The organism is Acidovorax sp. (genome assembly GCF_021287135.1).
Lineage (GTDB): Bacteria > Pseudomonadota > Gammaproteobacteria > Burkholderiales > Burkholderiaceae_C > Acidovorax.
Map to the genome: position 1 here is coordinate 34,366 of NZ_JAJTBB010000055.1, position 20,680 is coordinate 55,045.

At 68.4% G+C, this 20,680-nt stretch carries 21 protein-coding genes; 13 read left to right on the forward strand and 8 right to left on the reverse strand.

What is annotated here, in order from left to right:
- Nucleotides 1–18: 18 nt before the first annotated feature.
- Complete coding sequence (coaBC, locus tag LWW96_RS13380) at nucleotides 19–1,242, reverse strand: bifunctional phosphopantothenoylcysteine decarboxylase/phosphopantothenate--cysteine ligase CoaBC (protein WP_291487763.1); 1,224 nt, start codon at nucleotides 1,240–1,242, stop codon at nucleotides 19–21.
- Between the two features lie 113 nt (nucleotides 1,243–1,355).
- Between coaBC and LWW96_RS13385 the strand changes: the two genes are divergently transcribed.
- The 6 genes from LWW96_RS13385 to LWW96_RS13410 all read left to right on the forward strand — a co-directional run bounded on the left by LWW96_RS13385 (nucleotide 1,356) and on the right by LWW96_RS13410 (nucleotide 6,500).
- Complete coding sequence (locus LWW96_RS13385) at nucleotides 1,356–3,014, forward strand: CTP synthase (RefSeq protein ID WP_291487765.1); 1,659 nt, start codon at nucleotides 1,356–1,358, stop codon at nucleotides 3,012–3,014.
- A 13-nt stretch (nucleotides 3,015–3,027) separates the two neighbouring features.
- The gene (gene kdsA, locus LWW96_RS13390) at nucleotides 3,028–3,885 is read left to right on the forward strand and encodes a 3-deoxy-8-phosphooctulonate synthase (protein WP_291487767.1); all 858 of its coding nucleotides are present in this window, start codon (nucleotides 3,028–3,030) and stop codon (nucleotides 3,883–3,885) included.
- A 7-nt stretch (nucleotides 3,886–3,892) separates the two neighbouring features.
- Nucleotides 3,893–4,183 (forward strand): DUF1330 domain-containing protein, encoded by a 291-nt coding sequence (locus LWW96_RS13395; RefSeq protein ID WP_291487769.1) that lies wholly within the window; start codon nucleotides 3,893–3,895, stop codon nucleotides 4,181–4,183.
- Between the two features lie 99 nt (nucleotides 4,184–4,282).
- Nucleotides 4,283–5,569, forward strand: coding sequence for a phosphopyruvate hydratase (gene eno, locus LWW96_RS13400; protein WP_291487771.1), 1,287 nt, complete (start codon nucleotides 4,283–4,285; stop codon nucleotides 5,567–5,569).
- Between the two features lie 60 nt (nucleotides 5,570–5,629).
- Entirely contained in the window at nucleotides 5,630–5,908 is a 279-nt protein-coding gene (locus LWW96_RS13405) for a septum formation initiator family protein (protein ID WP_291487772.1), read from the forward strand.
- 31 nt (nucleotides 5,909–5,939) lie between these two features.
- A complete protein-coding gene (locus tag LWW96_RS13410) occupies nucleotides 5,940–6,500 on the forward strand; it encodes a hypothetical protein (RefSeq protein ID WP_291487774.1) in 561 nt (186 codons plus the stop codon).
- 58 nt (nucleotides 6,501–6,558) lie between these two features.
- Here the strand turns inward: LWW96_RS13410 and LWW96_RS13415 are convergent, their stop codons facing one another.
- The 3 genes from LWW96_RS13415 to LWW96_RS13425 form a co-directional block, all read right to left on the reverse strand.
- Nucleotides 6,559–7,044, reverse strand: a complete 486-nt coding sequence (locus LWW96_RS13415) for a CZB domain-containing protein (RefSeq protein WP_291487776.1) — start codon at nucleotides 7,042–7,044, stop codon at nucleotides 6,559–6,561.
- Nucleotides 7,045–7,336: 292 nt separating this feature from the next.
- Complete coding sequence (locus LWW96_RS13420) at nucleotides 7,337–8,332, reverse strand: Hsp33 family molecular chaperone HslO (protein ID WP_291487778.1); 996 nt, start codon at nucleotides 8,330–8,332, stop codon at nucleotides 7,337–7,339.
- Between the two features lie 27 nt (nucleotides 8,333–8,359).
- Nucleotides 8,360–8,884, reverse strand: coding sequence for a gamma carbonic anhydrase family protein (locus tag LWW96_RS13425; RefSeq protein WP_291487780.1), 525 nt, complete (start codon nucleotides 8,882–8,884; stop codon nucleotides 8,360–8,362).
- Between the two features lie 120 nt (nucleotides 8,885–9,004).
- Here LWW96_RS13425 and LWW96_RS13430 point away from each other — a divergent pair, with 120 nt between their 5' ends.
- From LWW96_RS13430 to LWW96_RS13440, 3 genes are all read left to right on the forward strand, one after another.
- Entirely contained in the window at nucleotides 9,005–9,808 is an 804-nt protein-coding gene (locus tag LWW96_RS13430) for a ferritin-like domain-containing protein (protein ID WP_291487781.1), read from the forward strand.
- Nucleotides 9,809–10,000: 192 nt separating this feature from the next.
- Nucleotides 10,001–11,269: an HDOD domain-containing protein gene (locus LWW96_RS13435; RefSeq protein WP_291487783.1), complete on the forward strand. Its 1,269-nt coding sequence runs from the start codon at nucleotides 10,001–10,003 to the stop codon at nucleotides 11,267–11,269.
- Nucleotides 11,270–11,369: 100 nt separating this feature from the next.
- Entirely contained in the window at nucleotides 11,370–12,650 is a 1,281-nt protein-coding gene (locus LWW96_RS13440) for an HDOD domain-containing protein (RefSeq protein ID WP_291487785.1), read from the forward strand.
- Between the two features lie 82 nt (nucleotides 12,651–12,732).
- Here LWW96_RS13440 and LWW96_RS13445 read toward each other — a convergent pair whose 3' ends face one another.
- The 3 genes from LWW96_RS13445 to LWW96_RS13455 all read right to left on the reverse strand — a co-directional run bounded on the left by LWW96_RS13445 (nucleotide 12,733) and on the right by LWW96_RS13455 (nucleotide 15,661).
- Nucleotides 12,733–13,698 carry a tripartite tricarboxylate transporter substrate binding protein gene (locus LWW96_RS13445; RefSeq protein ID WP_291487787.1) on the reverse strand — a complete coding sequence of 322 codons (966 nt, stop codon included), beginning with the start codon at nucleotides 13,696–13,698 and terminating at the stop codon, nucleotides 12,733–12,735.
- Between the two features lie 31 nt (nucleotides 13,699–13,729).
- A complete protein-coding gene (gene xerD, locus LWW96_RS13450; RefSeq protein ID WP_291487789.1) occupies nucleotides 13,730–14,629 on the reverse strand; it encodes a site-specific tyrosine recombinase XerD in 900 nt (299 codons plus the stop codon).
- Nucleotides 14,630–14,695: 66 nt separating this feature from the next.
- Entirely contained in the window at nucleotides 14,696–15,661 is a 966-nt protein-coding gene (locus tag LWW96_RS13455; protein ID WP_291487791.1) for a tripartite tricarboxylate transporter substrate binding protein BugE, read from the reverse strand.
- Between the two features lie 295 nt (nucleotides 15,662–15,956).
- Between LWW96_RS13455 and LWW96_RS13460 the strand changes: the two genes are divergently transcribed.
- Both LWW96_RS13460 and LWW96_RS13465 read left to right on the forward strand, forming a co-directional pair.
- A complete protein-coding gene (locus LWW96_RS13460; protein WP_291487793.1) occupies nucleotides 15,957–16,862 on the forward strand; it encodes an AEC family transporter in 906 nt (301 codons plus the stop codon).
- Between the two features lie 129 nt (nucleotides 16,863–16,991).
- The gene (locus LWW96_RS13465) at nucleotides 16,992–17,399 is read left to right on the forward strand and encodes a hypothetical protein (RefSeq protein WP_291487795.1); all 408 of its coding nucleotides are present in this window, start codon (nucleotides 16,992–16,994) and stop codon (nucleotides 17,397–17,399) included.
- A 93-nt stretch (nucleotides 17,400–17,492) separates the two neighbouring features.
- On the opposite strand, the gene queG is transcribed toward LWW96_RS13465, so the two are convergent.
- Nucleotides 17,493–18,542, reverse strand: a complete 1,050-nt coding sequence (queG, locus tag LWW96_RS13470) for a tRNA epoxyqueuosine(34) reductase QueG (protein ID WP_291487797.1) — start codon at nucleotides 18,540–18,542, stop codon at nucleotides 17,493–17,495.
- Nucleotides 18,543–18,554: 12 nt separating this feature from the next.
- On the opposite strand from queG, the gene tsaE reads away from it, so the two are divergent.
- Together tsaE and LWW96_RS13480 are read left to right on the forward strand one after the other, a co-directional pair.
- Nucleotides 18,555–19,085, forward strand: coding sequence for a tRNA (adenosine(37)-N6)-threonylcarbamoyltransferase complex ATPase subunit type 1 TsaE (gene tsaE, locus LWW96_RS13475; protein ID WP_291487799.1), 531 nt, complete (start codon nucleotides 18,555–18,557; stop codon nucleotides 19,083–19,085).
- Between the two features lie 4 nt (nucleotides 19,086–19,089).
- Nucleotides 19,090–20,541 carry an N-acetylmuramoyl-L-alanine amidase gene (locus LWW96_RS13480; RefSeq protein ID WP_291487801.1) on the forward strand — a complete coding sequence of 484 codons (1,452 nt, stop codon included), beginning with the start codon at nucleotides 19,090–19,092 and terminating at the stop codon, nucleotides 20,539–20,541.
- The last annotated feature ends 139 nt before the right edge of the window (nucleotides 20,542–20,680 follow it).

A 20,680-nucleotide genomic window follows, 5' to 3' on the forward strand; every position in this document is an offset into this window, starting at 1 on the left:
CCTCCGTCCCGCGGCAGGTCAGCCGCGCTGCGCCTTCAAGCGCGCGGCGATGTCGTCAACAAGCTGGCGGGCCAGCACGCGCTTGGACGCATGGGGCAGTTCGCGGTGGCCCTGGGCGTCCACCAGCAGCAAGGCGTTGTCATCCTGCCCAAAGGTGGCCGGGCCGATATTGCCCACCAGCAGCGGAACGCCCTTGCGGGCCCGTTTGGCCGTGGCATGCGCGAGCAGGTCATGGCTCTCGGCGGCAAAACCCACGCAGAACAGCGCCCCCGCCTGGGCGCGGGCCGACTGGGCCACGCGGGCCAGGATGTCGGGGTTTTCCACGAACTCCAGCACGGGCGTCTGGCCGGACCCGTCCTTCTTGATCTTCTGGGCGGACGTCGCCGCCGGCCGCCAGTCGGCCACGGCCGCCGTGGCAATGAACACCGACGCCTGCGGAACCTGCTGTTCCACCGCGGCCAGCATTTCCTCGGCCGAACGCACGTCCAGCCGGCGCACGCCGCGGGGCGTGGGCACGTGCACCGGGCCGGCCACCAGCGTCACGTCGGCGCCCGCCTCGCGGGCCGCGCGCGCAATGGCAAACCCCATCTTGCCGCTGGACAGGTTGGTGATGCCGCGCACCGGGTCGATGGCCTCGAAGGTGGGCCCTGCGGTGACCAGCACCCGCTGCCCCGCCAGCACCTTGGGGGCAAAGAACGCCACCAGCTCGTCCAGCAACTCCAGCGGCTCCAGCATGCGCCCATCGCCCGTCTCGCCACAGGCCTGGTCGCCGTTGCCCACGGCCAGCACCGTGGCGCCGTCCTGCGCCACCTGGGCCAGGTTGCGCTGCGTGGCGGGATGCGCCCACATCTCGCGGTTCATGGCCGGTGCCAGCAGCAGGGGCACGCGCTGGGCCGGTCGCGCCAGGCACAGCAGGCTGAGCAGCTCGTCGGCCCGGCCCTGGGCCAGGCGGGCGATGAAGTCCGCGCTGCACGGCGCGATCAGGATCGCATCGGCCTCGCGGCTCAGGTTGATATGGGGCATGTTGTTGGGCTCGCGCGCATCCCACTGCGAGCCGTACACCGTGCGCCCCGACAGCGCCTGCAGGGTGACGGGCGTGATGAACTGCTCCGCGGCCTCGGTCATCACCACCTGCACGGTAGCGCCTTCCTTGATGAGCTGGCGGCACAGATCGGCCGCCTTGTAGCAAGCCACGCCCCCGCTCAGACCCAGAACAATGTGTTTGCCAGCAAGCTCATTCATGGGGCGAATTTAGCAGACGGGTTGCCCTGCGGGGCGGGAGGCCTGCGGGGCCGCCCTCTATAATTCCAATTTCCCACCACCAGGGGACCTCTCGCGAGAGGCCCCCTTCAGACATGACCAAATTTGTCTTCGTCACCGGCGGTGTGGTGTCTTCCCTCGGTAAGGGAATCGCCTCAGCCTCCCTTGCCGCGATCCTCGAATCGCGGGGACTCAAAGTCACCCTCATCAAGCTAGACCCCTACATCAACGTCGACCCCGGCACGATGTCGCCGTTTCAGCACGGCGAAGTCTTCGTGACCGACGACGGGGCCGAGACCGATCTGGACCTGGGCCACTATGAGCGTTTCATTGAAACGCGCATGAAGAAGACCAACAACTTCACCACGGGCCGCATCTACCAGTCCGTGCTGGAGAAGGAGCGCCGCGGCGACTACCTGGGCAAAACGGTGCAGGTGATCCCGCACGTCACCAACGAAATCCAGGAGTACATCAAGCGCGGTGCCGGCGTGGGCACTGCGGACGCTGTGGACGTGGCGATCGTCGAGATCGGCGGCACCGTGGGCGACATCGAGTCGCTGCCCTTCCTGGAGGCCGTGCGCCAGCTGAGCCTGAAGCTCGGCCCCAACAACGCCGCCTTCGTGCACCTGACCTACCTACCGTTCATCGCGGCGGCGGGTGAGCTCAAGACCAAGCCCACCCAGCACACGGTGCAGAAGCTGCGCGAGATCGGCATTCAGCCCGACGCGCTGCTGTGCCGCGCCGACCGCCGCATTCCCGAGGAAGAGCGCGGCAAGATCTCGCTGTTCACCAACGTGCCCGAATGGGGCGTGATCAGCATGTGGGACGTGGACACCATCTACAAGGTGCCCCGCATGCTGCACGAACAGGGCCTGGACGGCCTGATCTGCGACAAGCTGCGCCTCAACACGCCCCCCACCAGCCTCAAGCGCTGGGACGATCTGGTCTACGAAACCGAGCACCCGCAGGGCGAGGTCACCGTCGCCATGGTGGGCAAGTATGTGGACCTGTCGGACAGCTACAAGTCGGTGAACGAGGCCCTGCGCCACGCCGGCATGAAGAATCATGTGCGCGTGAAGATCGAGCACGTCGATTCCGAAACCATCGAAAGCGCGGACGCAGCGCAAAAGCTGGCCAAGTACGACGCCATCCTGGTGCCCGGCGGCTTCGGGGTGCGCGGTGTGGAAGGCAAGATCGCCACGGCCCAGTTCGCCCGCGAGCACAAGGTGCCCTACCTGGGCATCTGCCTGGGCATGCAGGTGGCCACCATCGAATATGCCCGCCACGTGGCGGGCTTGGCCAACGCCAACAGCACCGAATTCGACCCGACCACCCCCCACCCCGTGATCGCCCTGATCACCGAGTGGAAGGACGCCGACGGCACCATCAAAACGCGCGACGAGAACTCCGACCTGGGCGGCACCATGCGCCTGGGCGCGCAAAGCTCGGACGTGGCCAAGGACACGCTGGCCCACAGCATCTACGGCGACGTGGTGACCGAGCGCCACCGCCACCGCTACGAAGCCAACGTGAACTACCTGGACCAGCTGCGCAAGGCCGGCCTCGTGATCTCGGCGCTGACCCAGCGCGAGCAGCTCACCGAGATCGTGGAGCTGCCCCACAACGTGCACCCGTGGTTCATCGGCGTGCAGTTCCACCCCGAGTTCAAGTCCACGCCCTGGAACGGCCACCCGCTGTTCAACGCCTTCATCAAGGCGGCCGTGGAACACCAGCAAGCCGCCAAGAAGGCATAAAAGGGGCTCCACCATGCAGCTGTGCGGATTCAACGTCGGCCTCGACCAGCGCTTCTTCCTGATCGCCGGCACCTGCTCCATCGAGGGCCTGGAGATGTCGCTCGACGTGGCGGGCCAGCTCAAGGAAGCCTGTGCTCCGCTGGGCATTCCGCTGATCTACAAGGGCTCGTTCGACAAGGCCAACCGCTCGTCCGGCACCAGCAAGCGCGGCGTCGGCATTGACGCCGGCCTGAAGATCCTCGATGAAGTGCGCCGCCAGCTGCAGCTGCCCATCCTGACCGACGTGCACGACACCTCGCACGTGGCCGAGGTGGCCAGCGTGGTCGATGTGCTGCAAACGCCGGCCTTCCTGTGCCGCCAGACGGATTTCATCCGCGCCGTGGCGCAGTCGGGCAAGCCGGTGAACATCAAGAAGGGCCAGTTCCTCGCGCCCTGGGACATGAAGAACGTCATCGACAAGGCCCGCGCCGCCGCACGCGAGGTGGGCCTGTCGGAAGACCGGTTCCTGGCTTGCGAGCGCGGTGTGAGCTTTGGCTACAACAACCTGGTGGCCGACATGACCAGCCTGGCCGAGATGCGCAACTCCGGCGCGCCCGTGGTGTTCGACGTGACCCATTCGGTGCAAAAGCCCGGCGGCCTGGGCGGCACCAGTGGCGGCGCGCGCGAAATGGTGCCCGTGCTGGCCCGCGCAGGCGTGGCGGTGGGCGTGGCGGGCCTGTTCATGGAAACGCACCCCCGACCGGCCGAAGCCTGGTCGGACGGCCCGAACGCCGTGCCGCTCAAGCACATGAAGGCGCTGCTGGAAACGCTGGTGGTGCTGGACGAGGCCACCAAGAAGAGCGGATTCCTCGAAAACAACTTTGGAGCCTGAAGACATCATGAGCAGTGGTTACATCATCGCGTCCGTCACCGTGACCAACCCTACCCAGTACGAGGAGTACCGCAAGTGGAGCACGCTGGCCATGCAGGCGCATGGCGCCGAAGTGTGCGTGCGCGGCGGCAAGGTGGAGGTGCTGGAAGGCGACTGGAACCCCGGCCGCACGGTGATCCTCAAGTTCCCCAGCTTCGAGGCCGCCCGCGCCTTCTACGACACGCCCGAATACCAAAAGGCCAAGGCTGCCCGCGAGGGCGCGGCCATCATGCGCATGGTGTGCGTGGAAGGCGTGTGACCGCGCCGGGCAGGATTGCTCATTAATTGATAGCTGCTAGTGCTTATACAGTGGGCGCTAGAGCCTGATTTGATTTAAAACTTCTGCAAAAGGAAAACCATGAGTGCCATCGTTGACATCGTCGGCCGCGAGATTCTCGACAGCCGCGGCAACCCCACCGTCGAATGCGACGTGCTGCTGGAATCGGGCGTGATGGGCCGCGCCGCCGTGCCCTCGGGCGCGTCCACCGGCAGCCGCGAAGCCATTGAAATGCGCGATGGCGACAAGAGCCGCTACCTGGGCAAGGGCGTGCTCAAGGCCGTGGAGCACATCAACACCGAGATCAGCGAAGCCGTGCTGGGCCTGGACGCCTCCGAGCAGGCCTTCCTGGACAAGACCCTGATCGACCTGGACGGCACCGAGAACAAGAGCCGCCTGGGCGCCAACGCCATGCTCGCCGTCTCCATGGCCGTGGCCCGCGCTGCCGCCGAAGAATCCGGCCTGCCCCTGTACCGCTACCTGGGCGGCATGGGCAGCGTGCAACTGCCCGTGCCCATGATGAACGTGATCAACGGCGGCGCGCATGCCAACAACAGCCTGGACCTGCAGGAGTTCATGATCATCCCCGTGGGCGCCCCCACGTTCCGTGAAGCCGTGCGCTGGGGCGCGGAAGTGTTCCACGCGCTCAAGAAAATCATCCACGACAAGGGCATGAGCACGGCCGTGGGCGACGAAGGCGGCTTTGCCCCCTCCGTCGAGAACCATGAAGCCGCCATCCAGCTGATCCTGCAGGCCATCGACGCCGCAGGCTACACCGCAGGCGAACAGATCGCCCTGGGCCTGGACTGCGCCGCCAGCGAGTTCTACAAGGACGGCATGTACGTGCTGGAAGGCGAAGGCGGCATCAAGCTGTCGGCCGAACAGTGGACCGACATGCTGGCCGCCTGGGTCGACAAGTACCCCATCATCAGCATCGAAGACGGCATGCACGAAGGCGACTGGGACGGCTGGAAGCACCTGACGGAACGCCTGGGCGACAAGGTGCAGCTGGTGGGCGACGACCTGTTCGTGACCAACACCAAGATCCTGAAGGAAGGCATCGACAAGCGCATTGCCAACTCGATCCTCATCAAGATCAACCAGATCGGCACGCTGACCGAAACCTTTGCCGCCATCGAAATGGCCAAGCGCGCCGGCTACACCGCCGTGATCTCGCACCGCTCCGGCGAGACCGAAGACAGCACCATCGCCGACATCTCGGTGGGCACCAACGCTGGCCAGATCAAGACCGGCTCGCTGTCGCGCTCGGACCGCATCGCCAAGTACAACCAGCTGCTGCGCATCGAGGAAGACCTGGGCGAGATCGCACAGTACCCTGGCCGCGCTGCGTTCTACAACCTGAAGTAACCCTGGCCGCCGGCCGCCTCGCGCGGCCGGCCTGCGCTTTCTCGCACGCAGGACCCGTCTGTGAACTCTCGCATCATCCCCGTCATCCTGCTGGCGCTGCTGGCGGCCCTGCATGCGCAACTGTGGCTGGGCCGGGGCAGCGTGCCGCGCGTCAACGAGATGCAGCGGCAGATTGATGTGCAGAAGGCCGCCAACGAACAGGTGCGCCACACCAACGAGCGGCTTGCCTCGGAGGTCAGCGATCTCAAGGAAGGCCTGGACATGGTCGAGGAAAAGGCGCGCAGCGAATTGGGCATGGTCAAGCCCAACGAGGTGTACGTGCAGTTCACCCCGCGTTGATGCGGGTGCCACGGCCACCTGCGGGATCCCCGTGCCAACTGGAGCCTCTCCCGGCCCGGAGCCCCTGAGCGGCACAGGCACGCCGCCCCTTCTTGTGTTCGTGCTGGGGACTGCGGGCTCCGGCGCCGAGGCGCTGGGCGCCGCCTTGCGGCTGCGCCTGGCCCACGCAAACCTCCGCATTCTCTGCGGTAACACCCTGGGCGAACTGGCGCAATGGCCCGACGCCGCCCCGCGCCCCGCCCTCACGCTGCTGATGGGCCTGGACGGGTCTTGCGCGCCCGCGGAGCAGACCGCCCGCGAGGCGGCCGATGCCCGCCTGCGCAGCAGCCTCGCACGGGCGGGCTTGGCGTACCGGGTGATCTACGGGGCGGGCAAGCAGCGGGAGACGCAAGCGCTCCGCACGATCCGGGCCACCGTGCCCGGTGCGTTCAGCCCCGCGGACCGGACCCTTCTGGACCAGGCATTAGCCCCGGCGGCTGAACGGCCGGCGCGGCTCCGAGCGGGCCACTGCGAAAAGTGCAGCGACCCCGTGTGCGAGCACCGGCTGTTCTCGGCCCTGCTGGGCAGGATCGCACCGGGGCAGAGTGAGTAGCGGCAGTCCGGGCCCGCAAGGATGGCCCGCCGCGACAGCACGTGCGTGAGCGTGCGGATCAGCTCGCGTTCAGCAGGCCGCGCTTGAGTTGCTTGAGCAACAGCACCACCTGGCTGGACCCATACCGGTACCCGCCATGGAACACCTGCAGCGCCCGGGCCCACTGGCCCTGCTGCGTCAACTCCACCAGCAGCGCCGCCTGGGCAAGAAAGTAGTCGTGGCGTGCGATCAGGACGGCAAAGGCGGGCTGGTCGCCCAGCAGATCGGCGCCGGACCCGTGCAGCCACCGCCCCAGCTCGCCTTGGTCGCTGCGGCGCACCTCGGCGGGGTCCAGGTCGTCCGTGCGGCCTTCCAGGGAGTCCATGAGACGGTCTTTCCAGCGCTCATGGGCGTTGATGGCTGCGTCGATGTCCAGCGTGGCCAGTACCGTGTCCGCGCGCAGCGAGTCGGGCACGCCCAGCGCGCTGATGAAATCGCGCGAGGTGCGTGCGGGCTCGACCGCCTCGCCCCGAGCGGCTGTCCATACACGACGCAAGAAACCCATAACTCCTCCAGCAGTGCCACTGCACCGGGCAGGCCTGCGGGCGTTCCCGACGGGCCTGCGCAGAACCTTGTCTGTGGCAGGACCATCTTAGGGTCGCGGAGCCGGGGGGATTGTCAATGATGGTCAGCGCGCCGGGGGCCGGCGCTACGGCGTTTTCCGGGCGGTTCGGAGCGGCGCGGCCCGCCGTGCCAGGCTGCGCCCGCAGGCCACCGGGGCGGGCAGTTGCACCGCAGGCTCTCCCGCCCCCCCGAAGCGGCCGGTCGTCAGCGCGGGCAAGCGCTGCGTGGGCGGCTCAGTGCAGCCCGGCCGGCCCGGGCGGCTGGCTGGCGGAGGACGGCACAAAGAGCTGGGCCGCATCCACGGCGTCAAAGCGGTACTGCTGGCCGCAGAACTCGCAGCCCACTTCGATGGTCTCGCGCTCGGCCAGGATGCTTTCGGCCTCTTCGGCGCCGAGGTTGCGCAGCATGTTGCCTACGCGTTCGCGGCTGCACGTGCAGGCAAAGCGCGGGCCGCTGGCACCCTGCTGGGGTTCGAAGCGCAGCAGCTTTTCCTCCCAGAACAGCCGGCGCAGGATGGTGTCCACGTCCAGCGTCAGCAGCTCTTCGCGGGTCAGGCTCGCGGCCAGGTGCGCAATGCGGTTGTAGTCCTCATTGCGGCCGATCTGGTCCTCGTTCTCGCGGTGGCTCAGGCTTTCACCGGCCAGGTTGCCGTCGCCCTTGACGGGCATGCGCTGGATCAGCAGGCCCGCGGCGACCTGGTCGTTGGCGCCCAGCACGAGCACGGTGTCGAGCTGCTCGGACTGCAGCATGTAGTGCTGCAGAACGTCCGAGAGTTTTTCCAGCTTTTCGTGCCGGTCACCGTGCAGCGGCACCACGCCCTGGTAGGGCTGCTGGCCCGGGTGGCGATCCTTCGGGTCGAGCGTGATGGCGCAGCGTCCGCCGCCGGCCACGTTCACCATCTGGCTCAGGCGCGCGCCCTCGGGCACCTCGCCCACCAGCGTGGCCGTGGCGCGCAGGCTCAGGTCGGACTGCACCTCGGCCACCGCCAGCTTCACCGGGCCGTCGCCAAACACCTGCAGCACCAGCGCGCCGTTGAACTTGATGTTGGACTGCATCAGCACCCCGGCGGCGGCCATCTCCCCCAGCAGCTCGCTCACGGGCGCAGGGTAGGCGCCGGTGGCGGTGTTGCTCGAGCGGCGGCGCAGGATCTCGGTCCAGGCGTCGGTCAGGCGCACGATCATGCCGCGCACGGGCAGGCCTTCAAAAAGAAACTTGTGGAGTTCAGACACGCAAGGGTTCCAAAAAATGCCGGCCCTTTAGCCGATTTTGTGCAAGCCGCTCTGGAAGCGGCGCGCGTTGTCGATGTAGTGCTGCGCGCTCTGGCGCAGGCCCTCGATCTGCTCGGGCGTGAGCTGGCGCACGGCCTTGGCGGGGCTGCCGATGATCATGGAGCCGTCGGGAAATTCCTTGCCCTCCGTGACCAGCGCGCCCGCGCCCACCAGGCAGTGCTTGCCGATCTTGGCGCCGTTGAGCACCACGGCCCCGATGCCGATGAGCGACTCGTCGCCAATGGTGCAGCCGTGCAGCATGACCTGGTGGCCCACGGTCACCCGCGCGCCCACCACCAGGGGCTGGCCGAAGTCGGCATGCAGCACGCTGGCGTCCTGGATGTTGGAGCCCGCGCCGATGGTGATGCTCTCGGTGTCGCCCCGCACGATGGCCCCGAACCACACGCTCGCGTCCTCGCCCAGCACCACGTTGCCCATGACCTCGGCGCTGTCCGCCACCCAGGCGGACGCAGCCAGCTGCGGCGCCACGCCATCCAGTTCATAAATTGCCATACAGGGCTCCAGCTCAAAGGGGAGAAAGCAGAAACGGGCCGCAACTGCGCGGCCTCCGGCACGCCGGGCTGCGGCACGGTACCGCCGGGGCCCGATCCGCGTTGGCCTAGAATTGTAAGGATGGAGCTTCGCCACCGTGCATTGCAGGTCTTGTGCCTTGCAGACCCCGAGCAAAAAGCGGCTGCGACGCTTGACCTGCAAGCGCAAGCAGCTGCGCTTTTAATAGCAGAAGGCGTGCTCGACCTCCCCGCCGACCTGCCGGCATTGCCCGGCCATCCGGAACGCCCTTCCCTGCTGCACCACACGGACGTGGCCCGCCGCTCGCCCGCAACGCCCCAGGGGCGCGCGGTGCTCATCCACGCCATTGCGCACATCGAGTTCAACGCGATCAACCTGGCGCTGGACGCCGTCTGGCGCTTCGAAGGCATGCCCCGCAGCTACTACCTGGACTGGATGCTGGTTGCGGCCGAAGAAGCACGCCACTTCCGTCTGCTGCGCGACCACCTGCGCACCCAGGGCCATGACTATGGCGATTTCCCCGCCCACCAGGGGCTGTGGACCATGTGCGAGAAGACTCGGCACGACATCGTGGCGCGCATGGCCCTGGTGCCGCGCACGATGGAGGCGCGCGGGCTGGACGCCACCCCGCAGATCCAGGCCAAGCTGCGCCAGGTCGGCACGCCCGACGCGCTGGCCGCGGTGGGCATCCTCGACACCATCCTGCGCGACGAGGTGGGCCACGTGGCGATCGGCAATCACTGGTACCGCTGGCTGTGCGAGCGCGAAGGGCTCGACCCCGAAAACCACTACAGCGTGCTGGTCCGGCAGTACGAGGCGCCGCGCCTGCGGCCCCCTTTCAACGAGGCCGCGCGCCGCCGCGCCGGCTTCACCGACAACGAACTGCGCTGGCTGCAACAGGGCTAGGGAACCTCTGCGACCTCGGGCGGCCTGCCGTGTTGCAAAGCCTCGCAGCCCCTCCCGATCCGCAGCGCACACTTGCCACCCCATCCGCGGAGCATCCCCGGCCGCCTGCCCCGCCCGCGGGAATACGATGGCTCCTACAATCCTTGACGGGCCGCACCCGGCTGCCGGCCGTTCCTTGCCACAATGACACCCATGACCCCACACTCCCCCCCTGGAACCGCTTCCGCACCGCAGCCCGGCAACTACGCACCGGTCGCGATGATTGCGCGGCAGGCCATCGTGAATGCGCAGCAGGTGGTGGTGGGGTATGAGCTGTTCAATCGCTCGCGCGCCGGCGCAGCCCACACGGCCGCCACCGATGTGATTCTGGTGTTCACCGCGCTGTCGCACGCCGGCACGGAAGAGCTAGTCGGCAAGAAACTCATTTTCGTCAACTGCACGCACGAAAGCCTCACCGGCGGCCACCTGGAGCTGGTGGACCCGGACAAGGTGGTGCTGGAGATTCCGCCCCTGGGCCATGCGGCTTCGGAGGAGGTCGCCACGCGCATGCCCATCCTGGCGGAGCTGCGCGAACGCGGCTTCCACCTGGCGTTCAACCATACCGTGCTGCAGTCCGCCTACGCGCCCTGGCTGCCGCTGGCCGACTACATCAAGCTCGACCTCTCGGTGCTGGCCCCCGACCAGCTCGCCGTGCTGATCAGCTACGCAGGCCGCCACTCCAAAGCCGAGCTGATTGCCGAGAAGGTGGAAACCGCGCAGCAGTACGACATGGTGTCCAGCCACGGCGTGCAGATGTTCCAGGGCTACTGGTTTGCCCGCCCGGCGCTGGTGGAAGCCAAGCTGCTGAGCCCCTCGCAGGCCAGCATCATCGAGCTCATCAACCAGGTGCGCAAACAGGCGCCCACGGCCGATATCGAGGAGACCCTCAAGAAGGACGCCGGCCTGGCCTTCAACCTGATGCGCCTGATCAACTCGGCGGGCTTCGGCTTGTCGCGCGAGATCACATCCTTCCGCCAGGCCGTGATGCTCATGGGGCTCAAGCGCCTGTTCCGCTGGGCGGCCCTGCTGCTCACCGCGTCGCGGGCGAGCGGAACCCCGTCGTCCGTCGGACAGACCGCCGTGGTGCGCGGCCGCCTCATGGAACTGCTGGCGCAGGAAACCCTGCCGCCCGAAGAGGCCGACCAGGCGTTCGTCGTGGGCATCTTCTCCCTGCTGGATGTGATGCTGTCCATGCCGATGGAGTCGGCGCTCGGCTTGCTGAACGTGCCCGCGCCGGTCTCGGCGGCGCTGCTGCGCCGCGAAGGCTTCCTGGGCGACCTCCTGACCTTGGCGGAGGCCTGCGAGTCCAGCGACGACGCGATGTTCAACCGCGCGGCGGGGCTGCTGCACCTGAGCAGCCAGCAGATCAACCTGGCCCACCTGCAGGCACTGGCCTGGGCCGACCACGTCACCGACGAATAAGCCCGCGGGGCGCGGCCGGTACAGCCGCTGGCCCCCCCCCGGGATTCAGAGGCTGGCAGGTCTAGAATTGTGAAAAAGCATCTCCCACCCGCGGCCCTCCATGCAAACCACTCCCGAACAAGACGCACCCGACCTCGCCGCACCCGCCGTGGAGCCCGTGGACGAGAACCTGGCCATCATTGCGCGCCAGGCCATCGTTGACGAGACCCGCGCGGTGTATGGCTACGAGTTGTTTGACCGCTCCACGGCCTCCGATGCCCACACGGCGGCCAGTGATGCCGCCCTGCTGTTCAATGCGCTGTCCTATGCGGGGACGGAAGCGCTGGTGGGCAAGAAGACGGTGTTCATCAACTGCACCCACGAGAGCCTTTCCGGCGGGCACCTGGAGCTGATCCACCCCGAAAAGGTGGTGCTGGAGATCCCGCCCCTGCCCGACAGCGCCACGGCCGAGGAGATCGAGGGGCGCCTGCCCACGCTGGAAGCCCTGCGCACACGCGGCTTCCGCCTGGCGCTCAACCAGAACGCCCTCAAGCGCGCCTACACCAGCTGGCTGCCGCTGGCGAGCTTCGTCAAGCTGGACATGCAGGCTTTCAAGCCCGAGCTGGCGGCACCGCTGGTCAAGTTCGCCACCACCCACAGCAAGGCCACCCTGGTGGCCGAGAAGGTGGAGACGGCCGAGCAGTACGAGCTGATGCGCGGCCTGGGGGTCAAGCTGTTTCAGGGCTACTGGTTTGCCCAGCCCGCGCTGGTCAAGGCCACCACCATCCGCCCCTCGCAGGCCACGATCATTCAGCTGATCAACCTGGTGCGCAAACAGGCCAGCACGGCCGAGATCGAAGACCTGCTCAAGAAAGACCCCACGCTCTCCTTCAACCTCCTGCGCTTCATCAACTCCTCGGGCTTCGGCCTGTCGTGCGAGATCACGTCGTTCCGGCATGCGGTCATGATCCTGGGGCTGAAAAAGCTGTTCCGCTGGGCGGCACTGCTGATGACCACCTCCCGCGCTGGCGGACCGCCGCCCGCGGTGGGCCAGACGGCCGTGGTGCGCGGCCGCCTGATGGAGCTGCTGGCTGCCGAATTGCTGCCGCCGGAGGAATGCGACAACGCTTTCGTGGTGGGCGTGTTCTCCCTGCTGGACACCATGCTGGGCGTGCCCCTGGAAAAGGCGCTGGAGTCCGTGGCCCTGCCCGAGCCGGTGATGGACGCGCTGCTGCGCGGCACCGGCGTGTTTGCCCCGTTCCTGGAGCTGACCAAGGCGTGCGAGAGCGGCGACGAGGTGGCCTTTGCCCGCGCCGCCGACGCCCTGCACCTGTCCAACCGCCAGGTCAATTGGGCCCACTTGCAGGCCCTGACCTGGGCCGAGACCCTGAACGAGGACTAAGCCCGTTCCCGGTGCTTCGGGCACTGCCGGCCACCGCCCCCGTTCCCGGGGCCGGTGGCTTTTCTTTTTCCTGCGCCGTGGTTCATTGGGCCGGCTGGATGCCTGCGGCGCGGATGATGCGGGCGTTGTTCTCCGACTCCTGGGCGATCTGGCGCGCAAATTCGGCCGCCGTGCCGCCCGTGGGCACGTTGTCCGTGGCCTGCAGCTTGCTGCGGATATCCGGCAGCGCCAGCGCCTTGTTCACCTCGGCATTCAGGCGCGCCACCACGGCGGGCGGCGTCTGTGCCGGCACGAACAGGCCGAACAGCGACGAGAGGTTGGCCGCGGGCTGGCCCAGCTCGGCCAGGGTGGGCACCTGCGGCAGCGACTCCAGCCGTGCGGGCGCACCCACCGCCAGGGGCTTGAGCTTGCCCGCCTGGATGTGCTGCAGCACGGCCGGGCCGGCATTGGTGGACAGCACCTCGAACTGCCCGCCCAACGCATCATTCATCTGCTGGCCGCCGCCCTTGTAGGGGATGTGCGTGATCTGCACCTGGCTCTTGGCCATGATCTGCTCCAGCATGATGTGGCCCAGGGACGCCTGCCCCGAGGTGGCCCAGCGCACGGCGCCCGGCGCGGCCTGCGCCGCCGCCAGCAGGCCCTTGAAGTCGGCCGCCTTGCTGGCGGGCGTGCCCAGCAGCAGCACGGGCGAATACATCACGCTCACCACCGGGGTGATGTCCTTGTGCGGGTCGAAAGGCGACTTGCCCAGGTGCGGGTTCAGCGCCAGCGGGCTCACGGCGGCAAAGCCCAGCGTGTAGCCGTCCGGCGCGGCCTTGGCCACCGCGTCCACGCCCAGGCTGCCGCTGGCGCCGGCCTTGTTCTCAACGACCACAGGGGTGCCCAGCTGCGCCGCGAGCTTGTCGCCCAGCGCCCGCGCCACCACGTCGCTCACGCCCCCGGCCGGGTAGGCCACGATGATGCGCAGGGGCTTGCCCGTGGGCCAGGCCTGGGCCGCGGCCCAGGTGGCGGCGCCCAGCAGCGCAGCGCCGAGAATCAGTTTCTTCATGGAGATTTCCTTGTATCGAAGCAGGACGGCCCTACCCGCGCGGATGGTGCTGCGCATGCAGGGTCTTGAGGCGCTCGCGCGCCACATGGGTGTAGATGGTGGTGGTCGAGATGTCGGCATGGCCCAGCAGCAGCTGCACCACGCGCAGGTCCGCGCCGTGGTTGAGCAGGTGCGTCGCAAATGCGTGGCGCAGCGTGTGCGGCGACAGCGGCGCGGTGATGCCCGCCACCTGCGCCCACTTTTTGACGATGACCCAGAACATCACGCGCGTCATGCCGCTGCCGCGCTGGGTGACAAACAGGTCGTCGGTTGGCTGCCCGGCCAGGATGGCGCCGCGGGCCTCGGCCAGGTAGCGCTCCAGCCATTGGTGCGCCACTTCGCCAAACGGCACCAGGCGTTCCTTGCTGCCCTTGCCCACCACGCGCAGCACGCCTTCGGCCAGGCTGAGCTGGAAAGTCTTGAGCGTGACCAGCTCCGACACCCGCAGGCCGCTGGCATACATCAGCTCCAGCATGGCGCGGTCGCGCAGGCCCAGGGGGTTGCCCAGGTCGGGCGCGGCCAGCAGCGCCTCCACCTGCGCTTGCGACAAGGTCTTGGGCACGCGCAGCGGCTGGCGCGCGGCCTGCAGGCGCACGGTGGGGTCGGCGGTGATGCGCCGCTCGCGCAGCGCCCAGTGAAAGTAGCGCCGCAGCACCGTCAGGCGCCGGTTGGCCGAGGTGGCGCGCGTCTGCGCGTGGCGCGCGGCAAAGTAGCCGTGCAGGTGGTGCTCGGCCGTGGCGTCCAGCGCCAGGGGCGGCTGCTGCTGGGCCAGCCATTGCGCGTAGAGCGTCAAGTCGCGCCGGTAGGCCGCCAGGGTGTTGCGCGACAGGCCATCCTCCAGCCACAGGGCGTCCACAAAGGCATCAATGGCGGTCTGGCTGTGCGCAAGCATGCAAAAACAATAGCACGTAAAAAAGGCCGCCCGGCAACCGGGCGGCCTGTGGCGGGTTGGGACCGCTTATTCCAGCGTCAGCTTCTGCTTGGCCACCACGTCCTTGTAGACGGCGAACTCGGCCTTGATCTGCTCGGCGAACTGCTCGGGCGTGTTGCCGATCACCAGCGAGCCGGTGTCCTCGATGCGCTTCTTCACGGCCGGGTCTTCCAGCGCCTTGCGTACGCCGGCGTTCAGCTTGTCCACGATGTCCTTGGGCAGGCCCTTGGGGCCGACGATGCCGTAGTAGGCCATGCGGTTGACGGGCTCCAGGCCCAGTTCCTTGAACGTGGGCACATTGGGCAGGGCCGCCACGCGCTGGGGCGCCGCGACCACGATGGGCACCAGGCGGTTGTCCTTGATGAACGGCAGGGCGGAGGGCAGGTTGTCAAAAATCATCGGCACCTGGCCCGCCACGGTGTCGTTCAGGGCCGGGCCCGCGCCGCGGTAGGGGATGTGCGTGACGAAGGTGCCCGAGAGGTTCTTGTACAGCTCCATCTGCAGGTGGCCGATGCCGCCCGTGCCGGAGGATGAGTACGAGTACTTGCCCGGTGCCTTCTTCAACTCGGCCACGAACGACTTGTAGTCCTTGGCCGGGAAGTGAGGGTTCACCGCAATGATGTTGGGCGTGGCGGCGATGTTGACGACGGGCGTGAAGTCCGTGAGCGGGTTGTACGGCGTCTTGGGGTTGATGGCCGGGTTGGCGGCCGTGGTGGACACGGTGGCCACGCCCAGGGTGTAGCCGTCCGGCGCGGCGCGGGTCAGTTCCGCCGCGCCCACGATGCCGCCCCCGCCCGCCTTGTTGTCCACGATCACGCTCTGGCCCAGGGCCTTGCCCAGCGGCTCGGCGATGACGCGCGCAACGATGTCGGTGGTGCCGCCAGGTGCGAAGGGCACGACCAGGCGGATCACCTTGTTGGGATAGCCCTGCGCGGCAGCGGTGCCGGCGGCGGCCGCCAGAACGGTGAGCGCAAGCCATTGACGACGGTGCATGAAATTCTCCTTGGTGCGAGGTTGCAAACAACAGCGGGGATGGTATGCGCAACAGCGCAGACACCCCCCTGCGGATTGCACATAAGGGCTAACCCGGAGGCCTTGGGATGTCCTGCATAACCCTCGCGAGTTCGTGGTAGCGCGGATCGGGATGGGCCGCAAGGCGCCTTTTCTTGCCAATAGCCCGGCTATTGGCAAGAAAAGCAACGCAGCGGACCGCCCGAGACCGCGCTATCACGGACCGCAGGGAGTTATGCAGGCCATCCCTTGTTGTGCATCAAGTATTCTCGCCAGGGTGAACTACGCCACGCTCCTGCTCCCGGACTTCTCGCTCATCCTCTTCGGCTACCTGATCTGCCGGTACACCGCCCTCAACCGCTCGGTGTGGCAGCCCGTGGAGAGCCTGGTGTACTACCTGCTGTTCCCGGTGCTGCTGTTCCAGTCCATCGTCAAGAGCCCGGTGGACGTGGGCGCCGCCTCGGGCCTGATCGCCGCCGGGCTGGCCATGGGCGTCACCGGCATCGCGCTGGCCTACAGTCTGCCGCACTGGCCGCTGCTGGGCCGCCACATCGACGCGCGCGACCACGCCGCCAGCGCGCAGGTGGCGTTCCGGTTCAACTCCTTCATCGGGCTGGCCATTGCCGAGCGCCTGGCGGGCGCCGAGGGCTTGCTGATGATCGCGGTGCTCATCGGCGTGTGCGTGCCGCTGTTCAACGTGGCCGCCGTGTGGCCCATGGCGCGGCACGGCCAGCACAGCTTTGCGCGGGAGCTGGTGCGCAACCCACTCATCATCGCCACCCTGTCGGGCCTGGTGGCCAATCTGCTGGGGTTTCGCATTCCCGAGTGGGCCAGCCCCACGGTCAGCCGCATCAGCGCAGCGTCGCTGGCGCTGGGGCTGATGGCCGCGGGCGCGGGCCTGGAATTTGGCCTGCTCGCGCGCGGCAAGGCGCTGAGCATTGCCGTGCTGTCCATCCGGCACCTGGTGCAGCCGCTGCTGGCGTTCGGGCTGGCCCACCTCTTGCGGCTGAGCCCCGTGCAGACCACCGTACTGCTGGCGTTCTCGGCCCTGCCCACCGCGTCCACCTGCTACGTGCTGGCCGCGCGCATGGGCTACAACGGGCCGTATGTGGCAGGGCTGGTGACGCTGTCCACGCTGCTGGGCATGGTGAGCCTGCCGTTTGCGCTGGCCGTGCTGCGGTAGCCCGCGGGGCGTGCGCCCTCTCCTACCCCCGGCCCCGCGCCGCGCCGACAGGCCCGGGCTGCCCGGCGGCCGAGCATGGCGGCTTGCGCTGGCCGACGGGGTCGGCGCCGTCAACCGGAGAGACCCACCATGCCCAACCAGGAAGAATCGCGCGATGGCACACCCCGCGTGAACCCCGACCGCCCCTCCCCCGACGTGGAACGCTACGCCACCGATGGCCAGACCAACGCACGCGGCAAGGGCCCATCCGACGAGCAGGGCCAGCCTCCCGACGCGAATCTGGTCGCGCCCAGCGGGGTCAACGAGCGCGACCGGGGCGCGGCGGACGTGCCGCCCACCACGTCCGAGCAGCTGAACTTTGACGACGCCACCGAAGACCACCCGCGCGGCGACAACCGCCGCACCGGCGGCACCTGGAGCACCCCGCCGCACAACACCGGCGACCAGGGCGCCGTGGGCCGAGCCCCGGGCGCGGGCCTGTCGGACCGCAACGGCCCCAGCGATCCTGACGCCCGCAACGGCCGGCCCCAGCGATAGGCCCCGCGCGGGAAGCCGCCCTTGGCTGAGCGGCTTTGATGCTTCATTTTTGATAGCTGCTTGCGCTTACCCATCAAGCGCTACGGGCCAATTTCACTCCAAACCCAGCGCCCAGGCCACGTGCTCGCGCACCAGCGCGCTCGGGTCTTGCGCTCGTGACTGCAGCGCCGCGCGCAGGGCTTCGTCGCCCGTGGCGCGCAGCGCATTGCCCAGCGCCACGGCCACGTTGCGCAGCCAGCGCTCGTGGCCGATGCGGCGGATGGGGCCGCCTTCGGTCATGCGCAGAAAGGTCGGCTCGTCCCAGGCCAACAGGTGCGCCAGTTGCTGGCCCGACAGGCCGGCGCGCTCGTCGAAGTCGGGCAGGCGGCTGACCTGGGCGAACTTGTTCCAGGGGCAGATGAGCTGGCAGTCATCGCAGCCATAGATGCGGTTGCCCATCAAAGGCCGCAGGTCCAGCGGAATCGGCCCCGCGTGCTCGATCGTCAGGTACGAAATGCACCGCCGCGCATCCACCCGGTGCGGCGCGACGATGGCCTGCGTGGGGCAGATGTCCATGCAGGCACTGCAACTGCCGCAGTGCGCGGTGACGGGCGCGCTTTCCGGCAGGGCCATGTCCACATAGATCTCGCCCAGAAAGAACATCGAGCCCGCCTCGCGGCTGAGCACCAGCGTGTGCTTGCCGCGCCAGCCCTGCCCGCTGCGCGCGGCCAGCTCGGCCTCCAGCACCGGGGCCGAGTCCGTGAAGACGCGGTGGCCAAACGGGCCGATGGCCCCGGCAATGCGGTCGCTGAGCTTTTGCAGCCGCGCGCGCAGCACCTTGTGGTAGTCCCGCCCGCGGGCGTAGACGGACACGATGCCCTCGTGCGGCCGCGCCAGGCGCGCCAGCTCCAGCGCCTGCCAGCCCTCGGGCGCCCGGGCGCCCGTGCCGCGCGGCAGGTAGTCCATGCGCGCGGTGATGACGCTGACGGTGCCCGGCACCAGCTCGGCCGGCCGGGCGCGCTTCATGCCGTGCGCCGCCATGTACTGCATGTCGCCATGGAAGCCCTGGGCCAGCCAGGCCGCCAGTCCGGGCTCTGCGGCGGACAGGTCCACCCCCGCCACGCCAATTTGGGAAAATCCCAGCTCGCGGGCCCACTCCTGCATTTGAGGAACGAGTTGACTGTTGCACCCCATACCGGCCAGATTGTAGAAACCGCCGCCGCGGCCGCGGGCGATCCGACCCGCCAGTACGTCTGGCACAGCGAGGACGACACCGCCGCGTTTGCGCGCCGCCTGGCCGCCCAGCCCGGGCTGGGCCACGCGTTCGTCACGCTGCACGGCGACCTGGGCGCCGGCAAGACCACGCTGGTGCGGCACCTGCTGCGCGCCCTGGGCGTGACCGGACGCATCAAGAGCCCCACCTACGCGGTGGTGGAGCCGCACGAAGCGCCGGGCCTGGCCCCGCACCCGATGGCCTGGCACTTTGACTTCTACCGTTTCGACGACCCGCGCGAATGGGAGGATGCGGGTTTCAGGGACATTTTTGCCGCCCCCGGCCTCAAGATGGCAGAATGGCCGGAAAAGGCTGCGGCGCTTACACCGCCTGCGGACCTTGCTATCCACATTGAAGCAATCAACGACACCGAGAGGCAAGTGACGCTGCGTGCCCACACCCCTGCCGGACGCAGCCTGCTACAAGGTCTTTGAGCGAATGAGTTCCACCCGAACCTGCCCCCCGTCCCGCCGCACGCTGCTGCAGGCCGGTAGCCTGGTCTTGCTGCTGGGCGCACAGCAGATTGCCCGCGGAGCCACCATCCTGGCCGTGCGCGTGTGGCCCGCCCCCGAGTACTCGCGGGTGACCATCGAATCGGACGGCGCGCTGGTGGCCAAGCAGTTTTTCGTGGCCACGCCGCCGCGCCTGGCCGTGGACATCGAGGGCATCGACCTGAGCCCCGAGCTGCGCGAGCTGGTGGCCAAGGTGAAGCCCGACGACCCCAACATCGCGGGCATCCGCGTCGGCCAGAACGCGCCCGGCGTGGTGCGGCTGGTGGTCGACCTGAAGCAGGCGGCCGTGCCCCAGGTGTTCACCCTGCCGCCCGTGGCGGCCTACCGGCACCGCCTGGTCTTCGACCTGTATCCCGCCGTGCCGGTGGACCCGCTGGAAGCCCTGATTGCCGACCGCTTGCGCGAAGCCCCGGCGGACACCAAGACCGCAGCGGCAGCGGCCACCACCGCGCCCGCCGCCCGCAGCGCCGCAGCTCCGCCCGCACCCGCACACGACCCGCTGGGCGACCTGATCGCCCAGCGCGCCCAACGGCCCGGCGTGCCCGACAACGCCCCGCCCCCGCAGGTGGCCGCAGCACCGGCGCCTGCACCCGCTCCGGCCCCGGCGCCGGCCGAGACACCGCGCCCCGGCAACCGCGCCACGTCCACCCAGACCGACCGCATCATCATCGTTGCGCTGGACCCGGGCCACGGCGGCGAAGACCCCGGGGCCACCGGCCCCGCGGGCACGCGCGAGAAAGACGTGGTGCTGCGCGTGGCCCACCTGCTGCGCGACCGCATCAACGCCACCACCGTGGGCGGCAACCCCATGCGCGCCTTCCTCACGCGCGACGGCGACTACTTCGTGCCGCTGGGCGTGCGGGTGCAGAAGGCGCGGCGCGTGCAGGCCGACCTGTTCGTCAGCATCCATGCCGATGCCTTCACCACGCCCGAGGCCCGCGGCGCCAGCGTGTTCGCGCTCAGCCAGAGCGGCGCCTCCAGCACGGCGGCGCGCTGGCTGGCCAACAAGGAAAACCAGGCCGACCTGGTGGGTGGCATCAACGTGCAAAGCAAGGACCAGCACGTGCAGCGCGCCCTGCTGGACATGAGCACCACCGCGCAGATCAACGACAGCCTCAAGCTCGGCTCCGTGCTGCTGGGCGAGATCGGCAATGTGGGCAAGCTGCACAAGCCGCGCGTGGAGCAGGCGGGGTTTGCCGTGCTCAAGGCGCCCGACATTCCCAGCGTGCTGGTGGAAACCGCGTTCATCAGCAACCCCGAAGAAGAACGCCGGCTGCGCAGCAGCGCCTACCAGGAACAGCTGGCCGACGCGCTGATGCGCGGCATCACGCGCTACTTCGCCAGGAACCCGCCGCTGGCGCGCAGCCGTTCGGTCTAGGGATCCTCTTCACGAATCATCGCGCCGCGTGCATCTGCGGCCTCGGGCAGTCTGCTGCGTTGCAAATCCTCGCAATAGCTGCGGCTATTGCTGCGTTTTGCGCCTTGCAGCCCCTCCCGATCCGCAGCGCCCACTTACC

Excerpts from the sequence above, each read along its gene's own strand:
- coaBC (WP_291487763.1), bottom strand. The coding sequence starts at position 1,242 with ATGAATGAGCTTGCTGGCAAACACATTGTTCTGGGTCTGAGCGGGGGC.
- LWW96_RS13385 (WP_291487765.1), top strand. The coding sequence starts at position 1,356 with ATGACCAAATTTGTCTTCGTCACCGGCGGTGTGGTGTCTTCCCTCGGT.
- kdsA (WP_291487767.1), top strand. The coding sequence starts at position 3,028 with ATGCAGCTGTGCGGATTCAACGTCGGCCTCGACCAGCGCTTCTTCCTG.
- LWW96_RS13395 (WP_291487769.1), top strand. The coding sequence starts at position 3,893 with ATGAGCAGTGGTTACATCATCGCGTCCGTCACCGTGACCAACCCTACC.
- eno (WP_291487771.1), top strand. The coding sequence starts at position 4,283 with ATGAGTGCCATCGTTGACATCGTCGGCCGCGAGATTCTCGACAGCCGC.
- LWW96_RS13415 (WP_291487776.1), bottom strand. The coding sequence starts at position 7,044 with ATGGGTTTCTTGCGTCGTGTATGGACAGCCGCTCGGGGCGAGGCGGTC.
- LWW96_RS13425 (WP_291487780.1), bottom strand. The coding sequence starts at position 8,884 with ATGGCAATTTATGAACTGGATGGCGTGGCGCCGCAGCTGGCTGCGTCC.
- LWW96_RS13430 (WP_291487781.1), top strand. The coding sequence starts at position 9,005 with ATGGAGCTTCGCCACCGTGCATTGCAGGTCTTGTGCCTTGCAGACCCC.
- LWW96_RS13435 (WP_291487783.1), top strand. The coding sequence starts at position 10,001 with ATGACCCCACACTCCCCCCCTGGAACCGCTTCCGCACCGCAGCCCGGC.
- LWW96_RS13440 (WP_291487785.1), top strand. The coding sequence starts at position 11,370 with ATGCAAACCACTCCCGAACAAGACGCACCCGACCTCGCCGCACCCGCC.
- LWW96_RS13445 (WP_291487787.1), bottom strand. The coding sequence starts at position 13,698 with ATGAAGAAACTGATTCTCGGCGCTGCGCTGCTGGGCGCCGCCACCTGG.
- xerD (WP_291487789.1), bottom strand. The coding sequence starts at position 14,629 with ATGCTTGCGCACAGCCAGACCGCCATTGATGCCTTTGTGGACGCCCTG.
- LWW96_RS13455 (WP_291487791.1), bottom strand. The coding sequence starts at position 15,661 with ATGCACCGTCGTCAATGGCTTGCGCTCACCGTTCTGGCGGCCGCCGCC.
- LWW96_RS13465 (WP_291487795.1), top strand. The coding sequence starts at position 16,992 with ATGCCCAACCAGGAAGAATCGCGCGATGGCACACCCCGCGTGAACCCC.
- queG (WP_291487797.1), bottom strand. The coding sequence starts at position 18,542 with ATGCAGGAGTGGGCCCGCGAGCTGGGATTTTCCCAAATTGGCGTGGCG.
- LWW96_RS13480 (WP_291487801.1), top strand. The coding sequence starts at position 19,090 with ATGAGTTCCACCCGAACCTGCCCCCCGTCCCGCCGCACGCTGCTGCAG.